The sequence below is a fragment of the Amycolatopsis sp. NBRC 101858 genome, assembly GCF_030269325.1.
Taxonomy (GTDB): Bacteria; Actinomycetota; Actinomycetes; order Mycobacteriales; family Pseudonocardiaceae; genus Amycolatopsis; species Amycolatopsis ponsaeliensis.
Genome location: NZ_BSTD01000002.1, coordinates 1,152,387 through 1,165,086 on the forward strand (window position 1 = coordinate 1,152,387; position 12,700 = coordinate 1,165,086).

Annotated in this window: 11 protein-coding genes; 2 read left to right on the forward strand and 9 right to left on the reverse strand. The window is 71.8% G+C overall.

From position 1 onward, the window contains the following. Nucleotides 1-9: 9 nt before the first annotated feature. Complete coding sequence (locus tag QSK39_RS18725) at nucleotides 10-1,002, reverse strand: LLM class flavin-dependent oxidoreductase (protein ID WP_285479025.1); 993 nt, start codon at nucleotides 1,000-1,002, stop codon at nucleotides 10-12. After that, nucleotides 999-2,552, reverse strand: a complete 1,554-nt coding sequence (locus tag QSK39_RS18730) for an acyl-CoA synthetase (protein ID WP_285479026.1) — start codon at nucleotides 2,550-2,552, stop codon at nucleotides 999-1,001. Before QSK39_RS18730 ends, QSK39_RS18725 begins: the two co-directional genes overlap by 4 nt. Before the next feature lie 116 nt (nucleotides 2,553-2,668). Here QSK39_RS18730 and QSK39_RS18735 point away from each other — a divergent pair, with 116 nt between their 5' ends. Further along, on the forward strand, nucleotides 2,669-3,286 hold the full coding sequence (locus QSK39_RS18735) for a TetR/AcrR family transcriptional regulator (RefSeq protein WP_285479027.1): 618 nt from the start codon (nucleotides 2,669-2,671) through the stop codon (nucleotides 3,284-3,286). On the opposite strand, the gene QSK39_RS18740 is transcribed toward QSK39_RS18735, so the two are convergent. Genes QSK39_RS18740 through QSK39_RS18755 form a run of 4 tightly spaced genes read right to left on the reverse strand, consistent with a single transcriptional unit; the run spans nucleotide 3,276 to nucleotide 7,164 of the window. Further along, complete coding sequence (locus tag QSK39_RS18740; RefSeq protein WP_285479028.1) at nucleotides 3,276-3,602, reverse strand: DUF4387 domain-containing protein; 327 nt, start codon at nucleotides 3,600-3,602, stop codon at nucleotides 3,276-3,278. The two genes, QSK39_RS18735 and QSK39_RS18740, sit on opposite strands and share 11 nt — an antisense overlap. Further along, nucleotides 3,595-4,959: an acyclic terpene utilization AtuA family protein gene (locus tag QSK39_RS18745; protein WP_285479029.1), complete on the reverse strand. Its 1,365-nt coding sequence runs from the start codon at nucleotides 4,957-4,959 to the stop codon at nucleotides 3,595-3,597. The genes QSK39_RS18740 and QSK39_RS18745 overlap by 8 nt, the downstream gene beginning before the upstream one ends. 1 nt (nucleotide 4,960) lies before the next feature. Continuing rightward, nucleotides 4,961-5,899 (reverse strand): phosphoglycerate dehydrogenase, encoded by a 939-nt coding sequence (locus QSK39_RS18750; protein WP_285479030.1) that lies wholly within the window; start codon nucleotides 5,897-5,899, stop codon nucleotides 4,961-4,963. Next, the gene (locus QSK39_RS18755) at nucleotides 5,896-7,164 is read right to left on the reverse strand and encodes an MFS transporter (RefSeq protein WP_285479031.1); all 1,269 of its coding nucleotides are present in this window, start codon (nucleotides 7,162-7,164) and stop codon (nucleotides 5,896-5,898) included. Before QSK39_RS18755 ends, QSK39_RS18750 begins: the two co-directional genes overlap by 4 nt. A gap of 101 nt (nucleotides 7,165-7,265) precedes the next feature. On the opposite strand from QSK39_RS18755, the gene QSK39_RS18760 reads away from it, so the two are divergent. Then, complete coding sequence (locus QSK39_RS18760) at nucleotides 7,266-7,967, forward strand: GntR family transcriptional regulator (protein ID WP_285479032.1); 702 nt, start codon at nucleotides 7,266-7,268, stop codon at nucleotides 7,965-7,967. Nucleotide 7,968: 1 nt separating this feature from the next. Here QSK39_RS18760 and QSK39_RS18765 read toward each other — a convergent pair whose 3' ends face one another. From QSK39_RS18765 to QSK39_RS18775, 3 genes are read right to left on the reverse strand one after another with little or no spacing between them, the layout of a single operon-like run. Next, the gene (locus QSK39_RS18765) at nucleotides 7,969-10,005 is read right to left on the reverse strand and encodes a hydantoinase/oxoprolinase family protein (protein ID WP_285479033.1); all 2,037 of its coding nucleotides are present in this window, start codon (nucleotides 10,003-10,005) and stop codon (nucleotides 7,969-7,971) included. After that, nucleotides 10,002-11,564, reverse strand: coding sequence for a hydantoinase B/oxoprolinase family protein (locus QSK39_RS18770; protein WP_285479034.1), 1,563 nt, complete (start codon nucleotides 11,562-11,564; stop codon nucleotides 10,002-10,004). Before QSK39_RS18770 ends, QSK39_RS18765 begins: the two co-directional genes overlap by 4 nt. Further along, nucleotides 11,561-12,655, reverse strand: coding sequence for a tartrate dehydrogenase (locus QSK39_RS18775; RefSeq protein ID WP_285479035.1), 1,095 nt, complete (start codon nucleotides 12,653-12,655; stop codon nucleotides 11,561-11,563). Before QSK39_RS18775 ends, QSK39_RS18770 begins: the two co-directional genes overlap by 4 nt. Nucleotides 12,656-12,700: the final 45 nt, after the last annotated feature.

A 12,700-nucleotide genomic window follows, 5' to 3' on the forward strand; every position in this document is an offset into this window, starting at 1 on the left:
TGGTTCCTCTCACATCGCTTCGATCTTGGGCAGGATTTCTTCCTTCACGCGCTTCAGGTCGTCGAGCGTCTTCGCCACCGGGACGCCCTGGAAGGGCGGCCACAGGAACGGCATCGTCAGCCCGGCTTCCCGGTACCGCTTGAGCTGGTCGGTGATCTGCGCCTCGGAGCCGACGAGCAGGTTGGTGCCCTTGCCCATCGGGCTCTGGTCCACGTCCTGGTCGGTGATGACGAACCAGATCATGCTGGAGATCTCGAGGTCGTCGACCGAGCGCTTGGTGTCGAGCTCGTCGAGCTCGCGCTGGATCTCGGTGCGCCACCGCCGGATGTCCTCGGGCGAGTCCTGGATCCCGATCCAGCCGGACAGGCCGTACTCGGCGATGCGGGCGGCCGAGCGCTTCGGGTCCTTCAGGCCGCTGAAGAAGATCGGCGGGTGCGGCTTCTGCACCGGCTTGGCGCCGAACCCGGCCGGCTCGAAGTCGGCGAACTCGCCGTGGTACTCGAAGACCTCGTTGGTCCAGATGCCCTGCATGATCTCCAGGGTCTCGCGGACGTGCTTGTGCCGCTTGGGAAAGATGTGCGCCGCGCTCGCGGCGGCGAACTCCTCGGGCATCCAGCCGGAGCCGACGGCGACGTTGAGCCGGCCACCCGAGAGGTGGTCGATGGTCGCCAGCTCCGCGGCGAGCACGCCGGGCGAACGGTAGGGCGTGTCGATGATGCTCATGCCGATCCGGACCTTCGACGTCTTCGCCGCGAGCCACGGGAGCAGCGGCATGCCCTGGAGGAACTCGCCCCGCGAGCTCACCGGGAGCTGCCTGCCCATTTCGTCCAGCATCCCGAAGGGGTACTGCATCTCCCCTCGGTCCGAGGCCTCCGGCACGATGATCCGGTCGAGCGTCCAGACGGAGTCGAAGTCGAGGTCTTCGGCGAGCGCGGTGAGGTCTTCGAGCTCCCGGACGGTCACCTTGTCCCGGAAGTTCGGCAGGTAGAGCGCGAGTTTCATGGTCGGACAGCCTCCTTGCTGCGTTCGGTGAAGGTGGAGCGGATGTCGGCCTTCAGCACCTTGCCGACGGTGGAGCGCGGCAGCTCCGGCCAGATCTCGATCTGCTTCGGCGCCTTGACGCTGCCGATGCGGTCCTTGACGAACGCGATCAGCTCGCCGGTGTCCAGCTCCTTGCCGGGCTGGAGCTGGACGACGGCGGTGACGCGTTCACCCCACTTGTCGTCGGGCAGCCCGATCACGGCGCAGTCGCGGACGGCGTCGTGGGCCATCACCGCCTGTTCGACCTCGGCGGAGTAGACGTTGAAGCCGCCGGTGATGACCATGTCCTTGGCGCGGTCGACGATGTGGAGGAAGCCCTCGTCGTCGAGGAACCCGATGTCGCCGGTGTGGTGCCAGCCGTGCGCGGAGGCCTCCGCCGTGGCTTCGGGGTTGCGGTAGTAACCGGCCATCACGAGCGAGCCGCGCACGCAGATCTCCCCGCGCTCGCCCTTCGGGACCGGTTGCCCGTCCTCGTCGAGGATCGCCACCGTGACCAGCGGCGAGGGCCGGCCGGCCGACGACAGCCGTCCCGTGTGGACGGTCCCATCCGGTCCGCGGTGCTCCGCGGGCGCCATCGTCGAGATCATCATCGGGGCTTCGGACTGGCCGAACAGCTGCGCCATCGGGCCGATGCGGTCGAGGGCCTCGGTGAGCCGGGTCGTCGACATCGGGGCCGCGCCGTACCAGAAGCACTGCAGCGACGAGAGATCCGTGCGGTCGAGGGCTTCGTGGCCGAGCACCATGTAGATCAGCGTCGGCGGCAGGAACGTGTGCGTGACGCGGTGGCGTTCGATCAGCTCCAGGAACCGGCCGACGTCGGGCTTGGCCATGATCACGACTTCCCCGCCGCGGGCGAGGATCGGGAAGCACAGGACACCGGCCGCGTGGGTCAGCGGCGCCAGGGCCAGGTACACCGGGCGGCCGTCGAAGGGGTAGCTCATCAGCGTGATCGCCGACATCGCCTCGAGGTTGCGGCCGGTGAGCATGACGCCCTTGGGCCGCCCGGTGGTGCCGCCGGTGCCGACCAGGGCGACGACGTCGTCGGGTTGCGCGGCTTCGACGCCGGGATCGTCGCGAGCGGCGTCGAGCCAGTCCGGGAAGCCCGGCGCGAAGTCGTCGCCCTCGCCGAGGCGGACGAGCGTGGTCAGCTTGGGGAGTTTCGGGGCGATCTGGCGGACCAGGTCCTCGAAGCCGGGCTGGAAGATCAGGGTGGCGCAGTCGAACAGGTCCAGGAGTTCGGCGTTCTCGCCGGCGGCGTTGCGCGGGTTGATCGGGCACCACACGGCACCCGCGCGGGCGATGCCGAAGACGCAGGTGAACGCGGTCGGGTCGTTGGCCGAGAGGATGCCGACCTTGTCCCCCGGCCGCACGCCGGAGTGCCGCAGCGCGCGGGCGACGGCCCCGGCGAGTTCGACCACCTGGCCGTAGGAGACGGAACTCCCGTCGAGGGTCAGGCAGGGCGCGTCCGGGTCCAGGGAGGCGCCTTTTTCCAGGTAGAAGTACAGAGACATCGTCGTCCCTCCCGAGCTCCGTCGGTCGCTGGACACGACCTTGGCCGCCGTTTGGACGAATGTCAAGATTTTCTTGGACGATTGGTCAGAGAACCGCTCGATGGTATCTTCGGCCGGTGACCAGCCCAGCCGCTGTGCAGCGCCGGACCCGCGTCGACAAGTTCGAAGACCGCCGTCGCGAACTCGCCGACGCGGCCCTGCTGGCGTTGGCCGACCTCGGTTACGCCCGCACGAGCCTGCGCACGATCGCCGAGCACACCAAGTTTTCGCACGGGCTGCTGCACTACTACTTCGCCGACAAGGTCGAGCTGATCACGTACTGCGTCCGCCGCTACAAGGAAGCGTGCGTGAAGCGCTACGAGGGCGGAGTGGGCGGGGCGGCCACCCCGTCCGCGCTGGCCGAAGCGTGCGCGGACGGGCTGGCGGCGGCGCTCGAAGAGGCGCCGCTGATGCACCGGCTCTGGTACGACCTGCGGTCGCAGTCCCTGTTCGAGGAAGCCTTCCGCGACGACGTCGCCGAGATCGACGACAGCCTGCAGGAGATGATCTGGCGGAACGTCCGCGCCTACGCGGACTTGGGCGGGATCGAGCCGACGTGCACGCCGCCCGAGGCGTACGCGCTTTTCGACGGGCTGTTCCAGCAGGCGTTGCAGCGCCACCTCGTCGGCGCGGACGACGCGCTGGACGACCTGCGGCGCGGCGTCCGCAAGCTGTTCCCCCGCCTCATCGGCTGACGGCCGGGACCACCATCCTCGCCAGCGGCACGTGGTGCTGCCCCGCGTGCATGTCCCGGTCCCGCAGCGACCCCTGGCTCACCGGGCGCGGGAACGAGATCTTCACGACGTTCAGCGACGGGATCCGGAAGATGCGGATCGTTCCTTCGTCGACGTGGTAGAGCGACGCCACCACCTGCTCGTTCAGGAACGTCTCGTCCGCCGCGATCCGGTAGCCGTCCTCGTCGCGCATGAACAGCTCCATCGTCACCCAGAACGGGCCCGCGTTCTTGGACCGGACCTCGTGGGCCAGCTCCGCCAAAGTCGTTTCAGGCATGGGTCTTCTCCCCGAACTCGATCCGGAACAGGCTCAGCGGCGCGCAGTCGACGACGTGGTTCAGCACGAACTCGTACGCCGCGCCGCGCTCGACCTCCGCCGGGGACGACGGGAACGCGAAGCTCGGCAGGTAGTCCATCGACGGCGTCGGCAGGTGCAGCATCAACGGGTTGGCGACCTTCGCCACCGCCGTCGCGGTCGCCTGGTCGGGGGCGTTCACCAGCAGCATCACGCCCACCTCGCGCGGCGGCCCGGTCTCGGGTTCGAGCGCGCCCAGCACCGCGTTGTGGCCGTAGAGCCGCAGGTCGAAGGCGTACTCGTCGCCGGCCAGCCCGAGTGTCTGGCTCACCCGCTGCGTGATCACCGCGCGCATCAGCGCGGCCCACTCGTCGATGTCGGCGAGCACCAGCGGGTCGCGGATCGCCGAGAACGACATCGTTTCGTACCCGGTGATCCGCGCGCCTTCTAGCTTGATCGTGTGCTGGTCCGCGACGTGGAACCGCGACCCTTCCACGCGGACGATCCGGTCGTCGACGGCGGTGTAGCGCGCCTCGCGGACGTCGAGGGTGCCGTCGGGCTCGCGCATCTCGAAGGGGTCCGCCGTCTCGTAGAGCATGTGGGCGGCCACCAGGATCGGCGTGCACGCCGCGCTCGGGTCGAGCGGTTCGATGGTGAAGCCGTCGGCGTCGATGGTGGCCAGGACGCCGCCCGCGCGCGGGTTGTCGGTGCACTGGCCGCCGCACTCGACGATCTTGGCGGCGTGCCACGTCGGCCCGGCCGGCATGCCCTTCATGAGCGGGTAGGCGGCCGCCACCGCGGTGTCGGTCGCGCGGCCGGCCAGCACGACCTGAGCACCCGCGCGCAGCGCTTCGACGATCGGCTCGTGCCCCATCGCGCCGACGATGCGGGTGCAGCTCTCGAGGGTCTCGGCGGTCAGTTCTCCCAGCGGAGGCAAGGGATGCACGCGGCCCGCGCCGAGGTGCTCCTTCAGCTCGGCCGCGTCCTGCTCGCTGTAGATCTTCGCGACCTTCAGGTCGAGGCCCTCCTCGGCGAGCACGCCGGCGGCGATCCCGGCGACCCAGTCGACGCCGGTGTCGGTCCCGCTCGTCCCGCACGAGCCCACGATCACCGGGATCCCGGCGCCCGCGGCGGCGGTGAACAGGCTGCGCAGGTCGCGCGCGACGGCCTTGGCGGTCGTCTTGGCCGTCGCGGCGCCGAGGTAGTGGGGGCCCGAGTCGGTCGACCCGCCGTCGATGCTGATGACGTCGGCGCCCAGGGCGATGCCGCGTTCGACCGTCGCGTGGTCCCACCCCGCGCCGAGCATGCCGCTCGGCGCCAGCACGCGTACTTTCTCCATGTCAGTTCCCTCCGTTGACGACGAACCGGGCCCGGCCGTCGAGCGCCGCCACGAGCTCTTCGGCTCCGCGCAGGCCGGCGGCCCGGCGCGCTTCGGCGGTCTGCCCGGCCAGGTGCGAATAGATGACGATCCCGTCGACCCCGCGCAACGGGCTGTCCGCGGGCAATGGCTCCTCGCGCACGACGTCGAGCGCCGCGCCCGCGATCTCCCCGGAGCGCACGGCCTCGGCGAGCGCGTCTTCGTCGACGATCGCGCCCCGGGCGGTGTTCACCAGCAGCGCGGTCGGCTTCATCAGCTTGAACGCCGAGGCGTCCAGCAGTCCCCGGGTCCGGTCGGTGAGCGCCGTGTGCACCGAGACGTAGTCCGAAGTGGACAGCAGCTCGGGCAGGTCGGCGAACCGGACGTCCGGGTCGCGCAGGCCGGAGGTGCAGACGACGCTCATGCCGAAGGCGCGGGCCAGCGGCACGACCGCCCGCGCCGAGGCCCCGTACCCGATCAGCCCGAGCGTCGACCCGCGCAGTTCGTGCCCGTCCTCGCGGGGCCACTCCCCCGCCGCCACCCCGGAAGCCGACTGCACGAGCCGCCGCGCTCCGGCGAGCAGCAGCCCGAGCGTGTATTCGGCGACGGCGTTCGCGTTGACGCCCGGCAGGTTGCTGACGCTGATTCCCCGCCGGGCGGCGGCTTCGACGTCGATGGAGTCGTAGCCCACGCCGGTCCGGACGACGACCCGCAGCTTCGGCGCCCGGGCCAGCACGCCGGCGGTCAGGGGCTCGTTGGCCACCAGTGCCGCGTCGATCCCGGCGAGCGCCGCGACCAGGTCCTCGGGGTCGCGCTTGCCGATCAGGGGCGAGTACACGGTTTCCAGCCCGGCGCCGCGCAGGTAGCCGTCCACCTCGTCGCCGGGACGCAGGTAGTCGGTGGTGACCAGGACGCGGTTCACAGCACCCGCCCGTCCGCCCGGCGCCGCTGCAGCGCGGCGACGCGCGCCACCAGCAGCACCGCGAGCGCCGTGACGACCGCGATGTCGAGGAGCAGGAACGGCCACCCGGTCACGTCGACCATGCCGCCGACCAGCGCCGGGCCGAGGAACCCGCCGCCCGCCCAGCCGACCGTGTAGAGGCCGGTGTAGGTCCCGAGCACGCGTGCCGAGGGCGCGAGGTTCCACAGGACGACCGCCATGTTGACCATGAACGCCGACGCGCCCGCGGCCGCCACGCACATCGCGACGACGGTGCCGGTGGGCGTCCGCACGATCGTGCCGAGCACCATCGCCGCGGCGAACACGGTCATCCCGATCAGGATCACCCGCAGCTGGCCGAAGCGTTCGGCGAAGAGCGCCACCGGGTAGGCGGCCGCGATGAACGCGAGCCCGCTGGGCAGCGTCAGCCCGCCGGCGTCGCCGCGGGACATGCCGAGCGCCTCCATGCCGTAGTTGGTGATGAGCGACCGCGACGCGAACCACGCGCTGCCGAAGGCGAGGACGGACAGGATGACCAGCAGCCGGCTGCGGTCGGCGTCCCGCAGGAGGTCGATCAGGACTTCGCGCATCCGCACGCGCGGCGCGTTTTCGGTGTGCCCGGCGCGGTCTTCTTCCAGCGCGGCCTGGTAGGCCGGGGACTTGCTGTCGCGCACCCGCCAGGCGAGCACGCCCACCGACACGAGCATCAGGACCGCCGGGATCGCGAAGGACAGCTTCGGGAAGTCGTCGATCAGGAAGAGGCTGATCAGCGCGGCGACGATCACGGTGATGCTGGAGGCGATCTTGACCGCCGCGTTGGCCCGGCTGCGCCGCTCGGGGCCGATGTAGTCCGGGAGCAGCGACTCGGCGATCGGCTTGAACGAGTTCGCGACGAGCGCGTAGCTGAACATCACCAGGATCAGCAGCGGCAGCGAGACGGCGGCGTGCGGGATGAGGACGAACAGCACGGCCGCCACCGGCATGCCGACGACCAGGTACGGGATGCGCCGGCCCCACGACGTCCGGGTGCCGTCGGAGCGGTTGCCCATCCACGGCTGGATGAAGATGCCGAGCAGGTTGTCCATGCCCATCAGCGCGCCGATCAGCGCGGCGCTGCTCACGTGCTCGCGCAGCAGCGGCGGGACCTGCGAGTCGTAGAGGTTCCACGTCGACTCCTGCGCGAAGACCGCCAGAGCCACGAAGAACGTGATGCGTCCCGTCCGGACGCGCGGGGTGGTCAACGTCATCGTCGGCACCTTCCCTTGGGCATGTCGGCTACCGTACTTTTGCTATAGCAAGATGGTCAATAGTTGCAAACGTGTTTTGCCATGGCCAGTAGGCTGGGCCCATGATGGGCGAAGCACTGAAGACCGAGACGCTGGCCGACCGCGTGTACCGCGAGATCCGCGACGCGATCACGACCGGCGAGCTGCGCCCGGGCCAGAAGGTCACCGAACGCGGGTTCGCCGAGCGGCTGTCGGTCAGCCCGACGCCGGTGCGCGAAGCCATCCGGCGCCTCGAACAGGACGGCCTCCTCGAACGCAGCGGCCCGCGGACGGTCAAGGTGGCGATGTTCGGCGGCGTCGCCATCCAGGACCTCGCCGAGGTCGAGGTGGGCCTGCGCGGCATGGTGGCGCGGTTCGCCGCCCGGCACGCGACGCCCGAGCAGCTGGCCGGGCTCGACACGATCCTCGACGACGCCGACGACCTGCTCATCCTCATCAAGCAGCGGCACGAGGCCGGGCAGGACGTCGTGAAGCACGTCGGGCGGCTCTTCGACGCCATGCAGCAGTTCAACGCCCTCGTGGAGGCGTGCGCCGGCAACCCGGTGCTCGTCCGCCTGCTCGACCAGACCCGCGTGTTCTCCTACCCGGAGCGGCGTTCGCGGGTGATCGAACGGGTCAGCGTGGACGACACCTTCGGCCTGGACCGCTACGCGACGCATCGCGCGCTCGTGCACGCGCTGCGGGCCGGCGACTCGGCGAAGGCCGAGGCGCTCGTGCTCGGGGACGCCCGCGGCGGGCTCGGCGACCTGCTCGCCGGCCGCTGACTCATCCGATCGCCACGAAGAGCGTCAGGTCGTCGCCGACGCGGACGCGGCAGTCCGGCCCGAAGGAGCAGGAGGACTCCCGTTCCTCGAACACGGCCGGCCCGGTGAGCTCCGTGCCCGGCCGCAGCCGGTAGCGGTCCCAGACCGCGGCCCGCAGCCGGCCGTGGCCGGGGAAGTACACGTCCCGCTCGCCGCGCCGCGCGTCGCCGTCCGCGGGCTCGCACCCCAGCTCGATGTCGTGGCCGGGCAGCCGGGCCGAGAGGCGCCAGCCGACGACCTCGACGGGACCGTCCAGCGTCCTCCCGAACGCCGCGCGGTAGGCCGCTTCGAAGGCCTCCCGGAGGCGGCCGTCCCCGGGCAGCTCGACCTCGAGCTCCGATCCCTGGCCCAGGTACCGCAGGTCGGCCGAACGCCGGAACCGCACGCCGTCCGCGGTGCCGAGGACCGCGGTGGCCCGCGCGGCCATCTCGCCGTACAACGCGCCGACGCGATCCCAGTCCACTTCGGACAGTGGCGAGGGCAGGCTGCGCACCTGGTCGACCGTCGGTGCGGCGACGAGGAACCCGTAGGCCGACATCACCCCCGCGCGCATCGGGACGATCACCCGCGCGATCTTCAGCTGCTTCGCCAGGCTGTAGGCGTGCACGGGCCCCGCGCCGCCGAACGCCACCAGCGCGAAGCCGGCGGGGTCGCGCCCGTGCTCGGACAGGTGCATCCGGGCGGCCGCCGCCATGCTCGCCGTCGCGACCTCGACGATGCCCGCGGCCGCGCCGGTCTCGTCGAGCCCCAGCGGGTCACCGACGTCGTGGGCCACCGCCTTGCGGACTTCGGCGGTGCGCAGCCGCATCTCGCCGCCGAGGAAGGCGTCCGGGTCGAGGTAGCCGAGCACGAGGTCGGCGTCGGTGACGGTCGGGCGCTCGCCGCCGCGGCCGTAGGCGACCGGCCCCGGCACGGACCCGGCGCTGCGCGGGCCGACCTTGAGCAGCCCCAGCGGGTCCGGCGCGGCGATCGACCCGCCGCCCGAGCCGATCTCGATCATGTCGACGACGGTCAGCTGCACCGGGAGACCCGAGCCGGGCTTGAACTTGTCGACGCGGCCCGCTTCGAAGTCGTGCTTGCGCCGCGGTTCGCCGCCGCTCACGATCGCGATCTTGGCCGTGGTGCCGCCCATGTCGAACGACAGGACGTCCGGTTCGCCGGTGCGGCGGGCCACGGCGGCCGCGGCGATCGCGCCCGCCGCCGGGCCGGATTCGAGCAGGCGGACGGGGAACGCCTTGGCGTCGTCGAGGGTCGTGACACCGCCGCCGGACAGCATGACGTGCAGGGGCGCGTCGACGCCCAGCGCGGTCAGGTCGTCCCGCAGCGCGTCGAGGTAGTGCGCCACCAGCGGCTGGACGTAGGCGTTGAGGCACGCCGTGCTCGCGCGTCCGTACTCGCCGACGACCGGCGCCACCGCGCTGGACAGCGTCACCGGCAGGTCCGGGTGGGCCCGCGCGAGCAGGTCCCGCACCCGCCGTTCGTGCCGGTCGTCGCGGTAGGAATGCAGCAGTGCGACGGCCACCGCCTCGACGCCGTGCGCCAGCAAGTCCTTCACCTGGGCCAGCACCGCGTCTTCGGCGAGGGGTGCCAGCTCGGTGCCGTCGGCGGCGAGCCGGCCGGGGATCCCGCGGCAGAGGTGCCGCGGCACGAGCGGCGCTGCCGGGCGCGCGTGCAGGTCCGTCGGGTCGAACCGGATCTCGCGGGCCATCTCCAGGGTGTCGCCGAAGCCCTCGGTGGTGAGCAGGCCGACGACGGCGCCGGTGCGTTCGAGCAGCGTGTTCGTCACCAGGGTCGTGCCGTGGACGACGCCGGCGACCTCGCCCGGCTCGGTGCCGGTCTCGGCCAGCAGGCGGGTGATGCCGGCGATGATCGCGTCGTGCGGCGCGTGCGGGGTGGTGGGCAGCTTGCCGGGCCAGGTCAGGCCGCGGGCGGGGTCGTGCAGCAGCAGGTCGGTGAACGTGCCGCCGACGTCCACGCCGATCCGGGCGGTGCGGCTCATCGGCCCGCCTCCGGCTCGCCGTAGCCGCCCCCGCCGGGGAACGAGATCACGACGGAAGCGCCGGGTGCCAGCTGCGAGATCGACTTCAGCGGGACGCGTTCGCCGGTGTCCAGCACGGCCTGCGCCGTCGCCCCGGGGCCGCCGCCGTCGATCCCGAGCGCCGGATGCCGTTCGCGGTCGCCCAGCAGCACCAGCTGCACCGGACGGCTCGTCGGGTTGTGCACCTCGACGTCCTGACCGAGCCCGCCGCGCCGCCGTCCCCGGCCGCCGGACCCTTCCCGCAGTTCCTTGCGGACGAACCGCAGCGGCGACGCGACCTCCATCGCCTCGACGCTGCCGCTGCCGGAGTTGGTCGGGAACGCCGTCGCCGAGAGGCCGTCCTGCTCCTTCGACGCGCCCATGCCGGCGTTGGCGAAGAGCATCTGCGCGAAGGGACGGCCGGCGTCGTCGACCCCGGCGAACCGGACGCGCAGCGCGGGCGCTCCCCCGCTGTCGGCGATGACGCGGTCCGGCAGCACCGGCGCGAGCGCGCGGTAGATCGCGCACGAGAGCAGGTGCCCGGTGAGGTGCCGCGCGACGACCGGCGCGGGGAACCTCGGGTTGACGATCGTGCCCTCGGGCGCGGTCACGGTGATCGCCCGGTAGGAGCCCCAGTTGGTGCGGGTGGCCGGGTCGAGCAGGATCTTCAGCGGGTACACCGAGTACGCGCGGGTGTAGTTCAGCGTGGAGTTGGTCGAAAACGGGACCTGCGGCGAGCTGCCGGTGTAGTCGATCCCGATGTCGCCGCCGTCGATCGTGACCGCGCATTCGATGTGCGTCGGGTGGCCCTCGACGCCGTCCGCGTCGACGCCAGCCCGGTACACGCCGTCGGGCAGCTCCCGGATCGCCGTCCGCATCGCGGTTTCGGTCATCGCGTGGACCTGGCAGGCGAACTCCGCGAAGTCGTCCTCGCCGAAGTCCTCGAGGAACTCCCGGGCCCGCCGCCGGCAGACCGCGTGCGCGGCGGCCTGCGCTTCGAGGTCGCCCCACAGTTCACCGGCGAGGCGGACGTTGGCCAGCAGGAGGTCCTTGACGCCCTGCTCGACGCGGCCGCCGCGGAACAGCCGCACCGGCGGGATCAGCAGGCCTTCCGACATCAGGTCCGTGGCGCCGAGCGACGGCGTGCCGCCGATGTCCGGCGAGTGCGCGGCGGTGCCGGTGAAGGCGACGAGCGCGCCGCGGTGGAAGACCGGCGCGAGCATGGCGATGTCGGGCAGGTGCCCGGTCGCGATCCACGGGTCGTTCGTGATCACGGCGTCGCCGTCCTGCCACTGCTCGGCCGGGAACCGGTGCAGGACCAGCGAAGTCAGCGAGCTCATCAGGGCGGCGAAGCCGGGGATGCCCGCGCGCGACTCGGCCATCGTGCGGCCGCGGCGGTCCATCAGGACGACCGTGTAGTCGTTCGACTCGCGGATGATCGTCGAGAACGCCGTGCGCAGCATGGTCGACGCGGCCTCGTCGGTCGCGGCGGCGAGCCGGTCCCAGCGGACCTCCAGGCCGACCGGGTCGAAGCCGGTCATGCCGTGACCTGCTGCCCGACGGCGATCCGGCCGGCGATCGCCGCGCCGAGCCCCTCGGTCGTCCCGGGGCCGCCGAGGTCGGGGGTGAGGACGTCCGGCCGCTCGTCGAGCACGCTTTCGATCGCGGCGACGACCCGCGCGGCGGCTTCGGGTTCGCCGAGGTGGTCGAGCATCATCGCGCCGCTCCAGATCTGCCCGACGGGGTTCGCGATCCCCCGCCCGGCGATGTCGGGGGCCGAGCCGTGGACCGGTTCGAAGAGGCTCGGCCAGGTGCGGTCCGGGTTGATGTTGGCGCTCGGGGCGATCCCGATCGTGCCGGTGCACGCGGGCCCGAGGTCGGAGAGGATGTCGCCGAAGAGGTTGCTGGCCACGACGACGTCGTAGGTCTGCGGGCGCAGCACGAACTTGGCCGCGAGGATGTCGATGTGGTCCTTGTCCGCGGTCACGTCCGGGTACCGGGCGGCCATCGCGGCGGCGCGCTCGTCCCAGTACGGCATCGAGATGGAGATGCCGTTGCTCTTGGTCGCCCAGGTCAGGTGCTTGCGCGGCCGGGCGGCGGCGAGGTCGAAGGCGTAGCGCAGCACGCGGTCCACGCCGACGCGGGTCATCACCGTCTCCTGCAGCACGGTCTCCCGGTCGGTGCCTTCGAAGATCCGGCCGCCGATGCTGGAGTACTCGCCCTCGGTGTTCTCCCGGACGACGAGGAAGTCGATGTCCCCGGGCCCGTGGCCGCGCAGCGGGCCGCGCACCCCGCGCAGCAGCCGGACCGGCCGCAGGTTGACGTACTGGTCGAACCCGCGGCGGAACTTCAGCAGGCTGCCCCACAGCGAAACGTGGTCGGGCACCACGTCCGGCCACCCGACCGCGCCGAAGAAGATCGCGTCGAAGCCCGCGAGGACGTCCTGCCAGTCCGGCGGCAGCATCTCGCCGTGCTCCAGCCAGTACTCGGCGGAGGCGAAGCCGAACTCGGTGGTTTCCAGCTCGAAGCCGCAGGCTTCGGCGGCGGCGCGCAGGCAGCGCAGTCCTTCCGGGACGACCTCGCGCCCGATGCCGTCGCCGGGGATGACCGCGATGCGGTAGCGGTGGTTCACGAGACGCTCCTCGGAGTGGGGTCCCGCCACTGTGGGCGGCCGCAC